General features: G+C 36.1%; 1 protein-coding gene. It reads right to left on the bottom strand.

Annotation, left to right across the window (positions count from 1 at the left end; genetic code table 11):
* Nucleotides 1–58: 58 nt before the first annotated feature.
* Nucleotides 59–25390, bottom strand: coding sequence for an Ig-like domain repeat protein (locus tag AW729_RS04825; protein ID WP_162685796.1), 25332 nt, complete (start codon nucleotides 25388–25390; stop codon nucleotides 59–61).
* Nucleotides 25391–25418 lie beyond the last annotated feature (28 nt).

The raw sequence follows: 25418 nt of genomic DNA on the forward strand, positions 1-25418 counted from the left end.
TTTAAAAAATAGTAAGAAAAAAACTTTGAAGGAACTAAGCCTTCAAAGTTATAAAAAATCATACTTTTAGAATTGTAGTATAGGTAGCACGCGTAGATGAATAAGCTTCTCTACCAAGTGTTACAATCATGACTTCCTTAGGATTAGATGTCATTGAATCAATAGTCATACTGATTTTTCCATCCATTGCAGAGTATTTGATTACTTCTCCAGATGTATCCTTCATAGTTACCCCATTAACTTTTATGTTGAATCTGGTGTTTCCTACAACGTCATTTTTCTGATAATCCTTAATGACGGCATTAATTGTTATCTTCTTAGTTGCCTGTTTGAATGTCACATTATAGAACTGGACACTTGTCGTTGACTGTTCGATATTGTATGTGGTCTGATTTGAAGCATCAACATAGTCCGGATGAGTATAGTGTGCTACAACCGTGTAGTTTTTATAGTCATCTGTACCTAAGACTTTTCCTCCAACTCCTCTAGGTATTCTATACTTGTAGGAGCCGGTTCCATTCTTGATGGATATTTGAACCGTCTTGTTGTTTGCATCGGTTAATGTTATTCCGTTGACTTTTAATGTTGCAAGTGCTTTTGCTGAGTTGATCGGTGCAACATTATTTTTGTTATGAGTCTTGTCTGTAACATTAATTGTAAATACAATATTCTGATTTTGTTGAACCATATTTGGGGTGGCTGTTACAACAACTTGTGCTTTTCTTAATGATATATTCATTTTAGATGAAGTGGTTGTCTTGGATGAATTATAGTTAGCATTTCCACTATATGCTGCGTCAAGTTTTTTGGATGAAACCAATTTATTGTTTGCAACAAATGTGTAATTTGCCCATCCGTCTTTAACACCTATTTTTACTATTGGATTATCTCCCTCTAATAGTCCACCTTTACGTAGTGTCTGACCATTGAACTTGTAGATTACATATCCACCGTTTAATGGGTTACCGTTAGTATCTGTAACTCTTGCTGAAAGAGTCATATTCTCTTCAACAAATGCTGTTACTGGACTTACGGTAATTACGCTGGCTTGTTTAGGGAGGTTGGAAATGGTAGTGGTGGCACTACCATATGCTTCACGGTTACCTGTTACAAGAGTTATGTTTTTAACTTCTTTTACATTATCAGGTAGTTTAAAGTCTACATCGACTTTACCATTTGTAGCATTGAATAGTACCGGTTTACCATTTTCATCCGTAAGTGTTATTCCATTGACTTTTACTCCGACAACATTTGTACCTACAACGTTATCCCCATCTCCTTCAACTAGGTTTGCATCGATTGATACTGTACGGTTATCCATTGTCACCTTATCAACAACAAATGAGATGTTATCTTCTCTTTCGATGTTGAAGTTGGACGTGTTACGTACATCATAGTAGTCAGGATGGTGATATACAGCTGTTACTGTGTAGTTTTTGTAGTTACCTGTGTTACCTTTCATTCCACCCATACCGTTAGGTATGTAGTATTCGGTCTTAGCAACTCCATTTACAACTGGTACTTTTAGGACGTTTCCATCAGCATCTTTGACGGTTAGTCCATTGACTTTGAATATCACATAGCTTCCCGCATCATTTATTGGCCTTACGTCACGTAGGTTGTGTGTAATGTCGTAAATGTCTGCAACAAGTGTGATGTTCTGTCTTTGTTTTCCAATTGTTGGTTCTGTTGAAGCGATTACTTGAGCGGTTCTTAGGCTTACGTTTGCCGGTGTTGTACCATCAGTTCTGTTTTCAGCGTAGTGTTCATTTGCAATGTATACTGCGGTGATGTTTTTAGAGCTGATTAGTTCTCTTGTAGCAGTGAATGTGTATTTGGCTACACCGTCTACTACTGGAACTTTAAGTACATTTGCACCTGATAGTTTTCCACCATCTTTGAGTGTTACACCGTTTATCTTGAAGATTACATTTCCTTCAGTTACTTTGTCACCGTTTGCATCGGTGATGTTAGCTTGTAGGATGATTTCCTCTTCAACATATGATTTGATAGGATCTACAACTATTTTTACGCCTGCTTTGGATACGTTGAATTTCGTGTCAACTTTTGTAGCTTCATGGTCATCATCACCTGCATAGGTGACTGTTACATTGTTGACTCCAACTGTATCTGCTGGGTATGTGTAGTTGTATACTCCATTTTCATCTGTTTTTACAGGTATGTCTTCACCGTTTACTGTAATTGTAACTGGTGCGTTTGGAATTGGATTTCCATCCTCATCAGTTAATTTACCACTTATCTGGGTGGTGTTACCGTATGTAGTGTTTTTGATTGGATCCGGCGTAATTGTTGAGTTGTGTTTTGGAACATTGACTGTTACGTCTTTTGTCGTAGATGGATAATCATCTGTAGGCAAGGTTTCAACAGTTAGATTATGTTCTCCAGGTTCCAGTGGAACTGTTATGTCAACGGTTCCGTTGTGTACTGTACCATTTCCAATTACTGTACCGTTTTCATCTTTAATGACTACTGGTATGTCATCAACTGGGTCTCCATCCTCATCGGTTACGTTTACTTGTATGGTTGTGTTGGTAGGGTTTGAATCTGTAACATTAGCATCGGTAGTTACATCTATTTTATCAACTGTGAATTCTTTGGATTCACTTGCTGGGTTATAGGTTTCATTACCTGGGTAATCCACGGTTACTGTGTGATTACCTGCTTTTGCTACTGTGTAAGTTTCATAGTTACCATCATCATCTGTAGTTACGGTGTCAATTACAACTCCGTCAATGCTTATTTCTATTGGTGCATTTGGAATTGGATTGCCATATTCGTCCGTGAGTGTACCGTTAATTTCAAGTGTTTCATTTGCCTTGATAGGACTTGTAGTGTCTACTGTTAGGTTTGAATCAACTTTTTCCACATCAATGATTGTGATGTTTTCTGTTGCTTTGCCAACAGCGGATTGGTTGGTAGCGTTACTTGCAAGGTAGTAATCGTTTTCCTGGTATTCCACTTGTACAAGTAGTTTTCCGGATTCGCTTACTGGGATTGTAATGTTTGCTACGCCATTTGTTAATTCTTCACTAGCAAGTTGGTTACCGTCAATGTCTTTGACTATTACAATACCTTCTGTTACAGGTTCGTTTGTCTGGTTGGTTACTTTAACGCCTACTGTTACGTTTGTGGTTGTATTGTTTAATATTTCCACGCTTGTTTTTGTAGGTATTTTAGTTACATCTATTACCGTGATGTTTTCATTAGGTGTACCTATAGCACTGCTGTTAGTAGCGTTGCTTGCTAGGTAAATATCGTTTTCCTGGTATTGAACGATAACTCTAATTTCTCCTGCTTGTTCTGCTGGGATAGTTATGTTTGCTTTACCGTTTGCCAGTACTTGTGATTTTAAGATGTTTCCAGATTCCTCCATGACTATGACCGTACCTTTGCTTACAGAATCACCTGTCATGTTGGTTACGCTTACACCTATCGTTACATTACTTAATGTTGTGTTTAAAATCTCAACTGTTGTGACTGTTGGGATTTTTGCCACGTCTATTACAGTAACGTTTTCATCAGGTGTACCTATAGCACTGCTGTTAGTAGCGTTACTTGCAAGGTATATATCGTTTTCCTGGTATTCAACTATTACTCTGAGTTCTCCGGCCTCATTTACCGGTAGAGTTATAGTTGCCTGACCACCAGTTAGGATTTGACTTGTGATTACCCGTTTGTTATCAGCATTTCTTACTAATACTTCACCTTTGGTTACTAAGTCACCTGAACTGTTTGTAACGTTTACACCTATCGTTACATTGCTTAAGGAATTGTTTAGGATTTCCACACTTGTTATTGTAGGTATTTTACTTACATCTATTACGACAACTTCTTCATCAGGTGTTCCTATAGCGGACTGGTTGACAGCTTTACTTGCATTATAGATATCATTTTCCTGATATTCAACGACAACTTTAACTTCGCCCACACTGTCTGTTGGAATTACTATTGTAGCTTTTCCACCATCTAATGTAGCGGCTGTTATTATTTTGTTGTTTGTAGCATTGCGTACTATTACTTCACCTTTTCTTACTAAGTTAAGAGTTTCATTGGTTACATTTACAGCAATAGTTACATTACCGACTGTGTGATCTAATATTTCTACATTTGTGATTGTAGGTATTTTTTCAACATCAATAACGGTTATGTGTTCTTGAGGTGTACCAATGGCTGACTCGTTAGTAGCATTGCTTGCAAGGTATATGTCATTTTCCTGATACTCGACAACAACTACGAGTTTTCCTGCGTCATCAGCAGGTATGTTGATTGTTGCACGTCCGTTTACCAGTGTAGCATTTGTTATATTTTCACCGTTTAGGTCTTTAACGTATACTTCACCAGTTGTTACTGGAATTTCAGTCATGTTTGTAACCGTTACGCCTATTGTTACATTGCCGAGAGTATTGTTTAATACTTCAACCGTTGTTTTTGTAGGTATTTTGGTTACATCAATGATTACAACTTCTTTATCAAGAGGATCGATAGCTGACTCGTTAATGGCTTTACTTGATAGGTAAATGTCATTTTCCTGATACTCAACTACAACCTTAAACTCTCCAGCGTGTTCTGCCGGGATAGTGATTGTAGCTTTACCATATGCTAGGCGAGCTTCAGCAATCTTATTGCCTTGAGTATCAAATACGTATACGTCACCTTCACTTACAAGTTCAGTGCTACTGTTTGTTACGTTAACAGCAATAGTCACATTACTTAAGGTAGTGTTTAAAATTTCAACATTTGTGATTGTTGGGATTTTATCCACACCAATGACTATGATGTTTTCGTCGTCAGGACTGATTGCTGACTCGTTTATAGCGTTACTTGCAAGGTAAATCTCATTTTCTTGGTATTCTACAATTACTTTTAATTCTCCAGCTTTTGTTACTGGCAGTTGAATAATTGTTTTTTCTCCAGATAATTCTTTACTAATTATTGTTTCACCAGATTCATCTTTAATAACTACTGTACCTATAGTTACAAGATCTCTGGTTTCATTTGTAACATTTACACCGATTGTTACATTTCCAAGAGTTGTGTTTAGTATCTCAACACTTGTAATTGTAGGTATTTTAGTCACATCAATAATAGTGATGTATTCATCATCTGTTCCAATAGCTGACTGGTTGACAGCTTTACTTGCATTGTAGATATCATTTTCAAGATATTCGACAATGACTTTAAGTTCTCCTACACTACCTGTTGGAATAACTATTGTAGCTTTTCCACCATCTAATGTAGTGGAGTTTAATATTGCATTGTTTGAAGCGTTGCGTATTACTATATCACCTTTTCTTACTAAGTCAAGAGTTTCATTGGTTACATTTACAGAAATAGTTACGTTACCTAATGTATGGTTTAAAATTTCTACGCTTGTAATTGTAGGTATTTTATTTACATCGATAACTACAACTTCTTCTGTAGGTGTATTAATGGCTGACTCGTTAGTAGCATTGCTTGCAAGGTATATGTCATTTTCCTGATACTCGACAACTACCATTAGTCTTCCTGAGTCATCACATGGGATGTTGATTGTTGCACGTCCGTTTACCAGTGTTGCATTTGTTATTTTTTCACCGTTTAGGTCTTTAACGTATACTTCACCGGTTTTTACTGGACTTTCAGTCATGTTTGTAACCGTTACGCCTATTGTTACATTGCCGAGAGTATTGTTTAATACTTCAACCGTTGTTTTTGTAGGTATTTTGGTTACATCGATGATTACAACTTCTTCATCAGGAGTATCGATAGCTGACTCGTTAATGGCTCTACTTGGTAGGTAAATGTCGTTTTCCTGATACTCAACTACAACCTTAAACTCTCCAGCGTGTTCTGCTGGGATAGTTATTGTAGCTTTACCAGCTGCTAAGGTAGCATTAGCAATCTTATTGCCTTGAGTATCAAATACGTATACGTCACCTTCACTTACAAGTTCAGTGCTACTGTTTGTTACGTTAACAGCAATAGTCACATTAGTTAAGGTAGTGTTTAAAATTTCAACATTTGTGATTGTTGGGATTTTATCCACGCCAATGACTATTATGTTTTCGTCGTCAGGACTGATTGCTGACTCGTTTATAGCGTTACTTGCAAGGTAAATCTCATTTTCCTGATACTCAACGACTACTTTTAGCTCACCGGCTTTGCTTATCTCTAGAGGAACAATTGTTACTCCATCGATTGGCACGTTTTTGAGTATATTTCCTTGAGCATCCTTAATGTATACTTCACCTGTAGTTACAATATCAGTAGTTTCGTTTGTAACGGTTATGCCTATTGTTACATTACCAAGGGTAGTGTTTAATATTTCTACACTTGTAACTGTAGGTATTTTTTTTACATCGATAACTGTGACATTTTCCAATAGTGTGCCTATTTGGCTTTTATTGGTAGCATTGCTTGCTAGGTATATATCATTTTCATTGTAGTGAACAATCACACTTAATTCTCCGGCTGCTACATCATCAAGTGTTATAGTAGCTTTTCCTTTAATTAGTTCTACAGTGATTATTTCACTATTGTCTAAGCCTAATAATGATACATATCCTTCAGATACAAAGTGTCCAGTTTTGTTTGTAACGTTTACCTCCAGCACAACATTGTTTACTGTAGCATTTACTATTGTAACTGTTGTATTTGTAGGTATTTTACTTACATCTATTACTGTGATGTTTTCATCAGGTGTACCTAAAGCACTGCTGTTTGTAGCATTACTTGCATAGTAAATGTCGTTTTCCTGATATTCGACTATTACTTTTAGCTCACCAGCGTGAGTTGCAGGGATGAGTATAGTAGCTTGTCCATCGGTTAATTTTTTACTAGTCAACATTTCTCCTGTCTGAGCATCTTTAACATATACTTCACCTATAGATACGAAATCAAGGTTTTCATCTGTGACTGTTACTCCAATTGTTACATTGGTTAATGTATTGTCAAGTATCTCTACAGTTGTAATTGTAGGGATTTTCTCAACATCAACTATGATGATTTCTCCTTGAGGTGTACCGATAGCTGACTCGTTTGTAGCATTGCTTGCAAGGTATATTTCATTTTCATTGTAATGTACAACTACCATGAATTCTCCTGCAGGAACATCATCTAGGGTAATGTTAACTTCACCATCAGTTAAATCTTTTGTAACTATTACTTCACCATTAGTATTAAGTACGGATACTGACCCGGTTGAAACTTTTTGGGCTTCATCGGTAGTATTGGTTACTGTGATAGCTAATGTCACGTTTCCAACTGTGTTGTTTATTATTTCCACGGTTGTTTTTGTAGGGATTTTTGTAGCAGTGAACGTTACGTTTTCACTTTCTGCCTGTGCAATTGTTTCAGTACCGACAAATGTTGCATTTGCATGGTAATCTCCAATTGTTAATGGTGTGTATTCATATGAATAGATACCATCATGGATTTCTACTTCACCTACTTCGTCTCCATTTACAAAGATTTTAACTATTCCTGATTCAACTGGTGCATCTGTATCATCACGTACTTCACCAGTTATTGTTACTGGATCTCCTACGATTACTGATTCAGGCACAGCTTCAATTGTTATTGTAGCGGTTTGTGGAAATACTTCAATATCGATTACGTTTTCATCAGGTTGACCTATCTTATCAGAGTCTGTAGCGTTGCTTCCAAGGTAAATCTCATTATCAATGTATGTTACGTTTACACCGATTGGGCCAACTTCGTTAACATCCAGTGTTAGGTTTATTCCACCGTTTACTAAGTCACCTTCAGCAATTACTAGACCTGTACTGTCACGTACTACAACATGACCTGTTCTTACAGGTTCATTTGTATTGTTGGTTGTGGTAATTGCCAATGTTACATTTCCAACAGTGTTGTTGAGTATTGTAACGTTTGTTTTTGTAGGGATTCTGTTTACGGTGAATGTTATTTCATCACTTGTGACGATTGGCTCATCATTTGCATCATAATATGTTGCATTTGCGGTGTATTGACCGTAAGTTACGTATTGACTGCTGATACCATTTAGATACTCATCAGGTGAGTCGTATCTGATTTCTGTTCCGTTGGATAATGTTACTATTACATATCCGTCTTCTACGAATGTTACACCATCAGCATAGGTTACTTTACCGTTGATTGTTATGTATTCACCCACAAGGATTTCGTCTTTATCAGCATTGATTGTGATAAGCACTGCTGTGTCAACGGTGTCTATGTGAGTAAATTCATTACCGTCGCGTGTTTTACCTGTACTGTTTAGGTATGTGTCGTTTCCAGGATAGACTACTGATACTTGGATCTCAGCTTCATCACTGTCTATTTTTATAATAGTGTCCTGACCGGTTATATCCACGGGTCTGGATTCGCCGTCAACAGTTAGGTTTAGTTTACCTTCGGTGATTACTTTGTTAAACTGTGTATCAGTTACTCTTACACTTATAGTCACATTGCCTTTTGTATTGTTTAAAATATCTACTGTTGTAGCTGTAGGTATTTTACTTACATTGAATGTGGCATTTGCACTTACATATTCATAAATGTCATTTATGAATGATGCGTTTACAGTGAAATTACCTGCAATGTCACAGTCTTTTGTAAATTGGATTATTCCGTTTCTGCTTGTTGTCCTATTTTCGGAGAATACAACATTTCCATCTTGATCATATATTGTGATGTTTACTGGAGCTCTTGATATAGGGTTATCATCCATATCATAGAGGCCTACCACTATACGTACACTTTGACCTACGAATCTTTCGTCAGGTGTGACGTCTAATTCGATTTGTGCATGGTCTTTATCTGCTGTAATCTCATCGAATGGTTCATCAAGATTATCGGCATCCATTCCAATACTTTCAAGGTATGTGTCATTACCGAGGTATTTGACACTTACACTTACCGTATCGGTTGTTGTAATATCTAATCCTATTACGGTTTGTGTGCCTGTGATTCTCTCGGTTGTTGTTGTACCATCCACAGTTACTTCAAGTATACCGCTTGTAATAGCAGCATCATTTTCATCAGTAACGTTTACGCCAATAGTTACATTTCCTACTGTATTGTTGATTATACTTACAACTGTATTTGTAGGTATTTTATTTACAGTGAAGGTTGTGCTATTGGTTTGTTTGTTGATTAAGTCATTACCGACAAATTCAACTTCTGCAGTGAATATTCCTTCCTTATATGATGTGTAGTTTACGCTGTAGTATCCGTCTTCTAGTGTTGTTACGTCAAATCTTGTGCCGTTTACCCTAATTACTAGGTCTTCTCCAACGATTGCCGTACCGTTTGCATCTACAAAGTTACCTGAAATATTGTATACTGCTCCTACTGTTGATTCTGTAGGATCTACATTTATACTTAAAGTTGAGTTGTGTAGTTTTGCAGTTATATTGGTAAATAGTTCATGTGTAACATTGTCATATCCGGTACTTGCTTCATAGGTATCATTACCAAGGTATCTTACGGTAATTGCCACTACTTTTCTGTTTTGTGTTACAGGAACTGTGATTCTTGTAACTCCAGTTTCATTAATCTCATAGGTGTATGTTCCTTCGAGGATAGCGATAGATAATAGTTTTCCACCACTTGTAATGTTTGAACCATTCAATGCATCTTTTACTTCAACGTCTATCTGTAGGTTACCCATTGTATCATTTACAACAGTTACATACGTATTTGTTGGACGTTTGTCTACTTCGTAGGTTGTAGATGCATTTGTTGGGTTTACATAATCGTTTCCACCATAAACGGCAGTTACGTTTATTATTCCAACTTTTAGTGAAGTTCTGTTGTATTCATAGAATCCATCTTTAACTTCAACGTTTGGTATAAATTGTACTACTTCACCGCCATATATTAAAGTTAGGTTTACTACACCGTTAAGTGGGTTTCCCATTCCGTCAACAAGTGTACCGTTGTAGGTTATGTTGTTGAATACGTATACAGGACTTGGTCCTTCCTTAATGGTTAATGTAGCGTTCTGTTTGTCAGCGGTGATATCGGTAAATTCGTTTAGTTGATCCTGGTCATATCCGATACTTGGTAGGAATGTGTCGTTTCCAACATATTCTACTTTCACATCAACCGTGTTGGTAGTTGTGATATCCAATGGAATATTGGTTACTGTTCCAGTTATTGGGTATGATACAGGTTCTCCATCACCGATTGTTACATTAATTGTACCTTCGGTAATTGGAAGATCGTGGAACTTATCAGTTACACTTACGTTTATACTTACATTTCCAACGGTATTATTAGCAATAATCACTGTTGTGTTAGTAGGTAATTTTTCACCAGTATAACTTGTAAGATTGGTTGCATTGTTGTACTTGTCACTACCGTTGTAGTAAGCCACAACTTCAACAACATCAGGTATATGCACATGTCTTACATAGGTGTAGTAACCTGCACCGTTGGTTGTTACGTTTACTGCATCCATACCATTGAATGATAAGGTTACAGTAGCATCTGCTATAGGCATTCCACTAGCATTCATTAATGTACCTATTATCGTCATACCTGTGGTTACAGGAACTGAATCACGGAATGTACCGACTGTTAGTGTTACATTCTGTTTTTCAACGTCAACTTCGGTAAATGGTGTGGATCCTTCTTCGGTTCCGTTCATACCAGTACTTGGGTTGTACTTTGTATCACCAAGATAGTTAACCGTTACATGTACCGTACCACTAGTTTCAACATCAAGTTTAACAGGAATAACTCCACCGGTTACTTCAATAACCTGAGCAGGTTGACCTTCAACTTCTACAGTAATGTTTCCACTGGTTACCGGATTGTCACGTTCATCGGTCACATTTACATCAATAGTTACATTACCTGCAACATTGCTTACAACTGTAACAACTGTAGTAGTGTCCAGTTTAGATACTTCAAAGGTTGTCTCATTACTGATTGAACCTACTGTACCAAGCGTTGACGTAAATGTAGCGACTGCTGTAATTTCACCAGCTCTAACGGTCGTGTACTCATACTCGTAAACACCGTTTTCATCAGTGAACAGATCATGTCCAACAGAGTCAACAACTAACGTAATTGCACGGTTAGCCATTATCTCTCCAAGACCATCCTTAAGCGTACCGTTAATCATTACAACATCACCCACTTTAGCATCACTAGCATTATTGTAAATGGTTAGATTTGCATGCTGGGTTAATACTGTAATATTTGTAATGTTACCCGTACTTGCCTCATAAGTAGCATTACCATTGTAAACTACCGTTACAGGAGTATAACCTGCATGTTCAACAGGCAATTCAATATGAGTAACTCCACTTACATTGATACTGATAGGATCTAATGTCTTATCACCTACAGTAACAGTTAAAGTACCTTCTTTAAGGATTACATCAGTTTCAAGAGCATCCTCAACAACAACGTCAATACTTGTAGCACCAACGGTATTGTTCACAACCGTTACACCGGTTATGGTAGGACGTTTATCCACTTCATATATGGTTGAATTCTGAACCGCATTGATTGTGTCATTACCATCGTAGTAAGCAGTTACGTTAAGAACATGACCAACAGCGATGGATTCTCTCGTCCATGAATAATGTCCGTCTTCATCCGTCTTGACTGTTTCATTTCTTGCAATCTCAGTAGTACCACTCATTACGATAATACGTATTGTAGCATCCTTAATAGGTTCACCCATACCGTCAAGTAAAGTACCTTCATATGTAACATCCTCGTATACATATACAGGACTTGGACCTTCCTGTATGGTTAATGTAACGTTCTGTTTGTCAGCGGTGATATCGGTAAATTCGTTTAGTTGATCCTCATCATATCCGATACTTGGTAGGAATGTGTCGTTTCCAACATATTCTACTTTCACATCAACCGTGTTGGTAGTTGTGATATCCAATGGAATATTGGTTACTGTTCCAGTTATTGGATATGATACAGGTTCTCCATCACCGATTGTTACATTAATTGTACCTGCGGTAATTGGAAGATTGTGGAACTTATCAGTTACACTTACGTTTATACTTACATTTCCAACGGTATTGTTTGCAATAATCACTGTTGTGTTAGTAGGTAATTTTTCACCAGTATAACTTGTAAGATTGGTTGCATTGTTGTACTTGTCACTACCGTTGTAGTAAGCCACAACAGCAACAAGACCAGGTATATGCACATATCTTTCATGTGTGTAGTAACCTGCACCGTTGGTTGTTACGTTAACTGCATCCATACCATTGAATGATAAGGTTACAGTAGCATCTGCTATAGGCATTCCACTAGCATTTAACAGGTAACCAGATATCATCATACCTGTGGTTACATAAACTGAATCACGGAATGTACCGACTGTTAGTGTTACATTCTGTTTTTCAACGTCAACTTCGGTAAATGGCTCTGAACCATCATCGGTTCCGTTCATACCAACACTAGGGTTGTACTTGTCATTACCAAGATAGTTAACCGTTACATGTACCGTACCACTAGTTTCAACATCAAGTTTAACAGGGATAACTCCACCGGTTACTTCAATAACCTGAGCAGGTTGATCTTCAACTTTTACCTCAATGTTTCCACTGGTTACCGGATTGTCACGTTCATCAGTCACGTTTACATCAATAGTTACATTACCTGCAACATTGCTTACAACTGTAACAACTGTAGTAGTGTCCAGTTTAGATACTTCAAAGGTTGTCTCATTACTGATTGAACCTACTGTACCAAGCGTTGACGTAAATGTAGCGACTGCCGTAATTTCACCATCTCTAACGGTCGTGTACTCATACTCGTAAACACCGTTTTCATCGGTGAACAGATCATGTCCAACAGAGTCAACAACTAACGTAATTGCACGGTTAGCCATTATCTCTCCAAGACCATCCTTAAGCGTACCGTTAATCATTACAACATCACCCACTTTAGCATCACTAGCATTATTGTAAATGGTTAGATTTGCATGCTGGGTTAATACTGTAATATTTGTAATATTACCCGTACTTGCTTCATAAGTAGCATTACCATTGTAAACTACCGTTACAGGAGTATAACCTGCCTGAGTTGTAGGTAAGTCAATATGAGTAACTCCTGTAGAGTTAATTTCAACATCAAATGATTCGGCATCTCCAACTGTAACTGTCAAAATACCATTAGTGAGTACTGTATCAGTATTAATTGCATCTTTGACAACTACATTAATGTCTGTAGCACCTACTGTATTATTTAGAACCGTTACACCTGTTGTTGTAGGACGTTTATATACTTCATATACGGTTGAATTCTGAACCGCATTGATAGTGTCATTACCATCGTAGTAAGCAGTTACGTTAAGAACATGACCAACAGCAATGGATTCTCTCGTCCATGAATAATGTCCGTCTTCATCCGTCTTGACTGTTTCATTTCTTGCAATCTCAGTAGTACCACTCATTACGATAATACGTATTGTAGCATCCTTAATAGGTTCACCCATACCGTCAAGTAAAGTACCCTCATAGCTAACATCCTCATATACATATACAGGACCTGGTTTTTCTTGTATGGTTAATGTAGCGTTCTGTTTGTCAGCGGTGATATCGGTAAATTCGTTTAGTTGATCCTCGTCATATCCGATACTTGGTAGGAATGTGTCGTTTCCAACATATTCTACTTTCACATCAACCGTGTTGGTAGTTGTGATATCCAATGGAATATTGGTTACTGATCCAGTTATTGGATATGATACAGGTTCACCGTCACCGATTGTTACATTAATTGTACCTGCGGTAATTGGACTGTCATAATGGAATTTGTCAACTACGCTAACGTTAATGCTTACATTTCCAACAGTATTGTTGGCAATAATTACTGTTGTGTTAGTAGGTAATTTTTCACCGAAATAACTTGTATGATTGGTTGCATTGTTGTACTTGTCACTACCGTTGTAGTAAGCCACAACAGCAACAACATCCGGTATATTAACATATCTTACATAGGTGTAATAACCTACACCGTTGGTTGTTACGTTTACTGCATCCATACCATTGAATGTTAAGGTTACAGTAGCATCTGCTATAGGCATTCCACTAGCATTCAATAAGGTACCGGTTATCGTCATACCTGTGGTTACATAAACTGAATCACGGAATGTACCGACTGTTAGTGTTACATTCTGTTTTTCAACGTCAACTTCGGTAAATGGCTCTGAACCATCATCGGTTCCGTTCATACCAGTACTTGGGTTGTACTTGTCATTACCAAGATAGTTAACTGTAACATGTACGGTACCGTTAGTTTCAACATCAAGTTTAACAGGAATAACTCCGCCGGTTACTTCAATAACCTGAGCAGGTTGATCTTCAACTTTTACCTCGATGTTTCCACTTGTAACTGGCATGTTACGTTCATCGGTCACGTTTACATCAATTGTTACATTACCTGCAATATTGCTTGCAACTGTAACAACTGTAGTTGTGTCCAGTTTGGATACTTCAAAGGTTGTTTGGTTACTTAATGTATCAACTACACCTTCCGTATCGTAGAATGTTGCGACTGCCGTGAATGTGCCTTCTTTGACAGTTGTGTAGTTGTATTCATATCTACCGTTTGCATCTGTTGTCAGGTAGTGTGAGACCTCATCGAGGACTAATGTAATTTCACGGTTAGCCATTGGTTGGTTACCGCCGTCTTTGAGTGTACCGTTAATCATTACAACATCACCAACTTTAGCATCACTAGCATTATTGCTAATGGTTAGGTTTGCTGTTTGGGTAGTTGCCGTAATGTTTGTAATGTTACCCATACTTTCATTGTATGTAGCGTTTCCATCGTATTTAACTGTTACTGCTATATATCCAGCGTGGGTTGTAGGTATGTCTATGTGAGTTGTTCCGGTACTGTCAATGTTTTTGGTAAATTCATCTGTACCGACAGTAACTGTTAATGTACCTTCCTTGAGTATTACATTATCTTCAAGAGCATCCTCAACAACTACGTCAATGCTTGTAAATCCTACTGTGTCATTTACAACATTTACAATAGTGGTTGTTGGACGTTTGTTAACTGTGTATACAGTGGAATTGTTTACTGCATTGACAACCTCATTACCACCATAGTATGCTGTTACGTTAAGAAGCTGACCAACAGCAATGGATTCTCTCGTCCATGAATAATGTCCGTCTTCATCCGTCTTGACTGTTTCGTTTTTAGCAATCTCATTTTCACCGCTCATTACTATAATGCGTATTGTAGCATCAGCGATTGGTTTGCCCATACCGTCAAGTAATGTACCTTCATATGTTACTTCTTCATATACATATACTGGACTTGGTCCTTCTTCAATTGTTAATGTAGCGTTTTGTTTAACTGTTACATTTATGATTTGATCGGAACCGCTTTCGTTGGTAGCTATACTTGCTTCGTATTTTTCATCACCAAGATATTTTACTTTTACAGTAAATGGTACGCCAGCTTCATCAATGTTGAGTTTTACTGGAGTAGTTGTTCCATTGATATCTACGGTAAATGGTGTTTGTTGCAATACAGTTACTGTGAATTGTCCTTGTGTAACTGGGTTGTTGTCTTTGTCAACTACAGTTACGGCTATTGTTACGTTACCTGCAGTATTGTTTAGTAGGGTCATTGTTGTTGTTGTAGGTATTTTGACTACATCAAATGTATCTTCATCTGAAGTTACGGTATCATAGAATGTTTCCATACCATCATATACTGCTTTAACTGTGTAAGTATCAGCCCGTGATTTGCTTACATTATAGGAATATTGGCCGTTTGAATCTGTGATAACTGTAGTTACTCCTTCATCATCGATGAATAGTCTTATAATTGCATTTGCAATTGCATGTTCACCATCGGTGGTTAATTTACCTGTGATGGTTACGTTTTCATCGACGTATACTTCATCTTCAACTGCTTCACATGTTAATGTTGGTTTAAGAAGTGCAACTGAGATATCTTTAGTTGCAGTAGTACCCTGATAAAGTTCATCTTCAGCAAATTGTGCTGTTACACGTAATGTTGAATTGTCTTTAGGTGTGTATTGTACTTCTATTACACCATTAACTGTTGTAAGACCAGTTGTGTCAATATTTTGACTGTTTACATTTATGATAATTGATTTACCATCAATTACCTCTTTTGCATCGGTAGTATTTGTGAGATTTACTTTGATTGTTATTGTCTTGTTTACTTCAGCATCAGTGACGTCTTCGATTGTAATTAATGTTGGCATTTTAATTACTCTGTATGCGGTAATTGCTTCTGCCCCATTGGTTACATCAAGTACATAGTCGTATACGGCTTGTACTACATATGAGTCTGCACTATATGCTAGGAATTCATCCCAAGGATTTGTAGTTACTGTGTATGAATAGTTTCCATTAGTGTCAGTTGTTACATTAGCGATGTTTTCTCCATTGATGTACAATTTAATTTTTGCATTACTAATGTTTCCGACCTGGTCATGTAAATTACCTGATATCACTATGCTTTGATTTACATAGGATGGGTTTGGATTTACATTTACTGATAAGTCAGATGGCATTAAATCTGCTTTGACGATTGTTTCATTTACACATGGCTTGAATGTGTAATTTCCATCATAGGTTACACGTATTGTAACTTCTGATATGTTTGTTGGCGTGTATGCAATGATAAATTTACCATCAGTACCCGTTACATTATTGAATGTTGCTACTACATTATTATTTACAATAATTTCAGTAGTTACTGGAGCACCAGCAATTATAGCATCATTTTCAGTATCTTTTAATGTTACTGTTGCAGTGAATTCTTCTTTAGCATAACGTACACCATCTACTTCTATAGTAGCATTTGTAGGTATTCTGCTGTCTAATACTTCAATTATTTCAGAGTCTTCACTGTATAGATATACATCATTTTCTCCGAACATACCTTTAACTGTTATTTCACCAACTGTATCTGTGTTATATGAAATAGTTGCTACTCCATTAACTACATTTACAGGTGCTTGTTCTTGATCGTTGATTATGAATGTGAAGTTTCCATTATAGTTAACTACTGGATAACCTTCTAATCTTTCGATACTGTCATCCACTTCAACATTGGCTGTAATAGTTATTGTAGAACGGTTGTATACATCGTTTTCCATTGGGTTAATGGTTACTTTTGTAGGTATTTTAACGATGTCATATGCTTTGGATTCTGTTGCACCATTAGTTACATCTAATACCATATCATATTTAGCTGTAACTTGATAACGTGTTCCAGTGTATTGTAGGTATTGTCTTAGATTTTCATCATCATTTGTTAGGACTAATGAATATTCACCACTGCCATTTGTATTTACAGTAGCTACTTCTTCACCATTTATTGAAATAACTATAGGTGCATACGGAATGTATTCGGATACTTCATCAGATAGTTTACCTGATATAATTACAGTTTCATTTATGTAAGCAGGATCAGGATTTACATCCAATGTTAATCTGCTTGCAATAAGTGATGCCTTATCCCTAGCAGTATTGCTGCTAGCATTGTATACTTCATCTCCATCGAATGCTGCTGTAATTACAACATCTGTGATGGTACGAGGAGTATATTCAAAGCTTATTTGACCATTTGCATCAGTAGTATCATGTATTTGTCGAACTACCACATTATCAATTGTTACATTTGCATGTACAGTTTTACCTTGAAGGATAATATTATCAGTAGCATTTCTTAGAGTTACTGTAATATTAAATGGTCTTTTTACAACGTTTACATTTGTAATGTCTATGTCGATTGTAGTGTTATAACGGTATATTTCTACATTTGTAGTTGTGTTTTCTGCTGCATAATTTGCATTGTCATAATAACCTATGTCAACAGGGAATACTCCTGCTACATCTGATACTAATTCAACAATGAAATCACCGTCAACTGTTTTATTAGCAGTGTAGGTTATATCATTGATTTTCATTGTTATTGTACCGTCAGTTAGTTTGGTTTCCCCAACGGTTACATTTACTCTTACGCTAGCAGTTTCACCAATTGTGTTGTTTACTACTTCTATTACATTTATTACTGCATCACCTGCGTTAACTGGAATGTCATCTACAGTAGTATCGTCACTACCATTATAGTAATCATTTTCAACATATACTGCTTTGATACTTAAAGGCGTATTGTCTGCAGGAACATATGTTGTGGTTGCAACTCCGTTTGCTACATCGATTGTGCCGATTGACTGGTCATTTACATAAAATTCCACGTAACCTTCGTTAACTGGAGGTAAATTATTTCCAACCGGATTTACATTTGCCGTGATTGTGAATTCCTCATTAACCTTAGCAGGACCATTAGCAGTGATTGTGGTTGTAGTGTTAATCTTATAAACATCAAATGTTGTACTGATTGACTCTGCCTGATATTCCTGTCCAATATCATATATTAATACTGGAATATTCTTTCCTGCATGTTCAGATGTTAAGTTTACTTCATAATCATTATCTGAAGTTAAATTAGCAACATATGTCTTTCCTTCGATATCCATTAGAATGGTACCAAGAGTTAATTTTCTTTCACCATTTGTAACATTTACCTTAATGGATACTGTTTGATTTATAGTGTTATTTGTAACACTTACAACAGTAATATTTGCATCTCCTTTTGCAACTATTATTGATTCTTCACTATCATCTTCACTAGGATTATAATAATCATCACCAATAAATTGTGCAGTTACGGTTAATTCTCCTCTTTGTGTAGGAGTATATTTAATTGTTGCAATTCCATTTGTTACATTTACTGCTTCTTGTCTATGACCATTAATAGTAAATACAACCGTTCCATTGGAGTTTACTACTCCTGTTTCTGGGGTTACAGTTGCTGTAATAGTCATTTCACTATGTACTTTAGCCTCAGGTAATGCGTTAACGACTGTTGTCGTATCAATTTTTTCAACTGTTACATCTTTTGTAGCAACACTGGCCTCATATAAATCGTCACCGTCAAAGGTTGCACGTACTATAATTGTACCGGCATTTTCTGATTTGACTGATGGAATTGTTACGATACCATTATTTGTCTGTAATGTGTACTGTGTTGTTTCTCCATCAATTGTAACATTTACATTTACTGTTTTTTGATTGATTACTTCCTTAGCATCAGTGGTATTTGTTAAGTTAATTACTATATCGAATGTTTCATTAATTTTAACAGTACTAGGTGTTATGATGTCTAATGCAGTTTCAATTTTATTTACAGTATATGTGGTATGTGCTGCAGGACTGTTATATGTAACATCCCTTTCTCCACCGTATTCTGCTATGACAACATAAGGTTGGCTATTATATGCTAGATATGGATAGTATTGATTGTTTTTAGCCATGTCTAAATAGTAATAACCGTTATCATCCGTTAATACTATGATTCTTTCTCCATCATTGATGGATAATGTAACGTTTTGATTTTTGATAGGTCTATCATTGTAGTATTTTGCATAACCATAAATTTTTATGGATTCATTTACGAATATTGGTGTTTTATTCACGGCTACGGTTAATTTAGCTGTTGGTAATTCTATCTCGGAAGTATCAATAATTTTATAATTGCTTGATTTGAAATAGTAATCATCACCATTGAAATTAGCTGTAATGTTGATTGTGTGAATGTTTTGTGGTTCGTAAGCTACAGTAATAGTTCCCTGACCATCTGTTATTTTAACATCATATATTTTTGGAGTTCCGTCAACAGTTACGTTTACATAAATGTTTTTACCTTCAAGAGCTTCTCCGCCTGTCCTATTTGTTAATTTGACTGTTATGTCAAATGATTCAAATACTTTGAATTGATCAGTTGAGGTTGTTATCTCGATATCGGTTACATAACGATCGTCGATTACGTTTATTTGGTTGGTGTCATCATCACCTAAGTAATAATCATCACCTGCAAATGTACCTGTGACTGAAAATTCACCAGCGGTAGTTGCTGGATAGGTTGTGGTTGCAACTCCATCCACTACGTCAACTGTTACACTTTGTTCTCCATTAATTATGAATGTGAATGTACCTGCTGAATTGACCGGTGGATATCCACCAAGTGTTGGGTTTACATATGCCTTGATTTCAACAGGAGTACCGGTTGTTGTGGAAACTTCCGGAAGTGTTACAGTTGTAGGAACTTTAGTTACTTCAAATGTTTCTGTAACAGGACTTGTTACATAATACTGGGTTCCACTGTATGTAGCGGTGACTGTTTTTGTTCCTATTGTAGGACTACTGTAATCTGAAAATGTTGCACTTATTAATTCATCGGTTTTTGTAGCAGTGCTTGTATAAACATCAATTGTAATGGTAATACTACCAGTATCTGTCACATCCTGTCCGTTGAACTGTAGATGTGCTGTAATACTTGCTGTTTGATTGATATATACATTACTAATTTCATCAATTACCAATGTTGCCTCTACTGGATTCATTGTGAGTGTTTCTGAACCAGTACTGTATAGGAATAATTCATTTTCACCGAATGAACCGGTTATGCTTATTGGTCCAACTGTATTTGCTGTGTATGTAGTTGTTGCAACTCCATTTACTACATTAACTGTTGTTTCTTCACCATTAATTATGAATGTGAAATTACCATTATAGTTAATGGCTGTTGGATTATCAATATCTTCAACTACATTAGCTGTAATTGTTATTGTATCACCATATGAAACTACTCCACCTGTTGCGGATGTTGTTACGTCAGTTATTGTAGGTACTTTTGTTACAGTAAAGCTACTTGTATTGGTTTGGCCATTTGCATTATTTTCAATGCCGTCAAATGTTGCGGTTAATGTGAATGTGCCAATTGGTGCTTTTGCTGTAAAGGTTGTTGTGAATGTTCCATCACTTTCAGTAGTCACATCGTTTATGGTATAACCGTCTGCAGTAAGGTGTACTGTCTGACCGGCTATTTTTGTACCGTTAGCATAACTGAGGTTACCTGTTATGGTAAATGTTCCGTTGATGTGTTTACTGTTTGGAGTTACACTTACATTTAATAACGTATCAGCTAGTGCAATATCTTCTCCACGGATTGTTGTTTGATTTTCGCTTGATTTGAAAACATTATTTCCAGCATATCTTACAACAATAAGTATATCTTCACTGTTACTTTCAGGAATAAAGCTTACGCTTGTATATCCATCATTATCAGTGTTTGATACAGTGTATGTTGTACCACCGATTGTTACGGTTAGTGGCTGATTTGCTATTCCAGGATTTGGAACATCAGCATCTGTTAGAGCTGTCTGGTTAACTAATCTGAATTGAATAGTTGCCGTCTCTCCGACAGTATAACTGTCAGCCCCTATTATCCAAACTTCAGTTGGATCTTTAGATGAGTCAATAACCAAATCTGTAGTGTCGAATATTGGATATTCTCCATCAAACATGTGAAGTGCACCGACTGGCACTGTGCCAGTTTCCTGAACATAATCTGAAACTTTTATGCCAGTTACAGTGTAATCACCGTTAGCGTCTACCGTAGTGGTAGTTATAGGAGTACCACTAATGTTTAGTGTAACGGATTTTCCTGCAATGCCTTCCATTCCTGTTATTGTGTAACGTACATATGGGTCTGCATCAGTACCTTTATAATTAATTTTAATGAATTGATTTATAGGTAGTGTTTGATCATCAGAATCTACTCTTTGATCAATACTGATTTGTCCATCGTCAATTCTGTTTAATAATTCATTATAGTCATCATTGCTTAATGTGACTGATACTTCTGCAATACCATGCAATACTCTTACATCATTGAAGTATGAATTTCCAATTGTAATGTTTACTCTACCGTCATCTGTCCAGTCATCAAATTCTTTATCAGTAACGTTTATTTTAAGTGTTACATTACTTACATAGTCAAGGTTTCCAGTAATGTCAAATGTATCATCAAGTGTTACTGTACTTGGATTTACATCCACAGTAATCTTAGCTACGTTGAATGATAAGTTTTTACTGAATGTTACTTCTTGACCTTCATGTGTTACTGGAAGTAGTAGAATAACTGGTATTTTACCTTCTCTATCACTTGTGTATACATATTCGAAGTGACCTGTAGCATCTGTTTGGCATGGATATTCCACACTGTCAATCATTAATGTAAAGTCAATTACCTGTGGGTCATAGAACTCTTGGGTAGCAGAGCTAACTTCATAGTAGTCATGTTCATTAGCTACTACATTGAATGTTAAAGTTCCATCCCTTACTTTGTTTCTTTCTTCACGACTTAATGGTATTTCATAATCGATATTTCCACCGATAACTTCCAATTCTCTTGCAATAATAATATCTTCACCAGTAGTACTGTCATGAGCTGTGATATTTATTGTACATTCAGGTACTTTTCTATTGTTATCTGTTGGGTCAGTTATATTAATATCCAATACAACATAACCTAAATAGTTAAAGTCACCTGAAATAGTTACATCTTCACCGACATTTACTGCTTTTGGTTCAAGAGTCCCGTTTAATTGGACAACTTGGAAGTTTGTTCTACCATAAATGTCAAATAATTCATTTAAATGATATGTGGCAAGAACAGGTGTTCTACCATATTCTAATGCTGTTGCTTCATACTCATAGTAACCTTCATTATCTGTAGTTACTGTATGTTCTCTGTCATATACTAAAAGAGTAATTTCAGAGTTATTTACTGAACTGTTACCTATTAATGTAGGTGTAATTAAGGCTGTATCATTACATGTGAATACTATGTTAAGACTGCTTGGGTCTTCCATGTATTGTATCATGTCACGATTACTTACATATACCGTAACGGTCATGTCATTTTGATCAATTTCCATGTAACTGGCTAATAATTCACCTTGACCTTCATCGTATTGGCCACCGTATAATGTGACATTTAGATATGGATTGTCTCTGAGGTTTACGTTATCAACGTGTACATTATATGTGAAATTGGCCACATAATCAAGGTAACCGTAAATCATTACTTTATCATTTAATCTGTCAACAGCAGGTACTGCTGTAGCATTTAAAGTAGCTCTGGTTACAAAGTAATTTGTACTTGCACTGTCAGTAGGAGTATATGCATATACGGTTTTTTCACCTACTAATCGGGTTGTACGATAATGTTGGTAATAACCATTTTCATCAGTATGGGCTGTTACTACATCTGAACCTACTCTTAGAGTTACTTCTTGATTTGCCGCATTGTTGGATGCACCGATAGGTACTGCGGTTAATGGAGCATGTTCGATGTTATCGTATAATGCTATGAATTGTAGGCTTTGATAGTCATTTACTTCATCTAGTGTTGCAGGAATAAGTACTGTTGCTGAACCGCTGGATACGTCAATATATCTGGCTACTAATTCACCGAGTTGTCCATTTTCATTACGGTATAGACTAACCCTTTCATGGATATTTGGATCTCCACCGGTAATCTGAACCTGAATAGTATTTTCAAATGATTCATAGTTACCAAATATTTTTACTAGATGTCCTTCTCTTACAATCTTAGGATCTGCATTGACACTAAGCATGTGTCTCCTATAGTGTTGATAATGTTTATAATCAGAGATAAAGCTTACTCTTAAATCATCAACTGTTAATGGAGTTATTTCATCCTTATCAAGAGTAATAACTGCAGTTCCATTTACAACTGGGAAATCACCTATGAAATTACCATTAGAATCTGTGACCCTAATAGTACCATTGGTTACTGTAGTATTATATCTTGAATAATTATAATAACCATTAACACCAACTTCAGAGTGTCCTGGTTCATATCTAGTATCCATTACATCAATATTGACAGTTAATGTTAAAGTTTCTGCTCCATCAACCACATTAGTAATTACTGGATCAGTTACATTTAATGCATTGTTAACATATGTGTTGTTGGCAACAAGATGTGTTCGAGGATTATAATAATCCGGATCTAAATAACCAAACAATATATCTTCATATAATCCAGTAGTACTATCAAGAGGAATAACGGTGTTGTTATTAAAAGTGTTGTTAACTATTTGAATATTTTGATACCATGATGGTGTACCATCTGCATTAGAACAAAAGTTAATTATCCATGGATGATACTCACCATTTTCCCATATTTCATTTGAATCAAAAGTGTTACCATATGCATAAAGAGAAGGTGCACTTAAAACATGAGGATTCATATAGACAATAGATGAACCTTCCAAGTGGTTCTTAGCTATTGTATTATTTATTAAACAAAATACTCCTTCAATATTAAATAAACAAGATGTTCCATATCCAATATTTTCAGAAATATCATTACCTATAAGTGTTAAATTACCACTCATTGCATAGAATAAACAATCTTCTTCCTCATTTCTTACATGACCATCAGGTAAATAGTTATATTTAATGGTATTGTTTTCAATTACAAAAGTCTGAGAACCCATTTCTACATCTACAACAACACCCTTTTTAATACCCGTGTTATATTCAATAGTATTATTCCTAACTTTCACATTTGTAGAAGATAATTGAACACCAAAGACTGTACCTTGATTTGCACTATTATTAATAATAGTGTTTCCTTCTATCAAAACATCATTTTGAGTATTTAGATAAAATGCTGCAGACATATTAGTTGCAGTATTATTGAAAATTCTATTATTAATTATTCTAGCCTCAGTTACTCCAGAATCTAGCCTAAATACAGTACCATTATCACCTGTATTGTTTTCAAAAGTACAATTTGATGAGTATACCTTACCAGCAATTCCATGGACAATATGTGTAGCACTATTATTTACAAAAGTACTGTTGATAAGATTAATACTACCATGCCAATTAGAAACAATTAACGATGTACCCCCACCATTAATCATAGTTAAATTTGCTAAAGTAATCATTCCATCATTATTAGATTGGAAAACTGTAATACCATTAGCATTAATAGTTTGTCCATTACCATTGATAACTAATTGTTTAACTTGAGTATTTTCTGTAATTTGAATCAACTGATCTGCAGTATATGTTCCAGGATTAAGAGTAATCCTAACTACGTCATCCATAGTATAAGTTCGTCCATTTATTATATTCAGAATATCCTGATAATTATTAGCAGTATAATTATACTGTGCAGCCTTAAGTGATTTTTCGCCGGTTTTTGTAATTGTTTTTGTCGATTCTTTGTCGTCGCTTGAAGTCGTTTGTGTATTTGTTGTATCACTTGTATTAGCTATTTTTTCTACGTCTGCCTCCGGTGCAGCAGTTGCCGCATCGGATTGTACCACATTATCCACATCATAGTTGGCGGGTGTGGATAAACTATTTGTGTCCTTTATTACTTGTGAACTGTTATCGTCTATCGCCGAAACCATAGACATTCCCATTAGGAGAATAAGCACCGTTACAAGTAATATAAGAACATGTTTTTTAATCGTTGTCATCTTGTGACTCCTATTTTTAAACATTTTC

The organism is Methanosphaera sp. BMS (assembly GCF_003268005.1).
Taxonomy (GTDB): Archaea; Methanobacteriota; Methanobacteria; order Methanobacteriales; family Methanobacteriaceae; genus Methanosphaera.

Coding starts and splice junctions, on each gene's coding strand:
- AW729_RS04825 (WP_162685796.1), bottom strand. CDS start 25,390: ATGACAACGATTAAAAAACATGTTCTTATATTACTTGTAACGGTGCTT.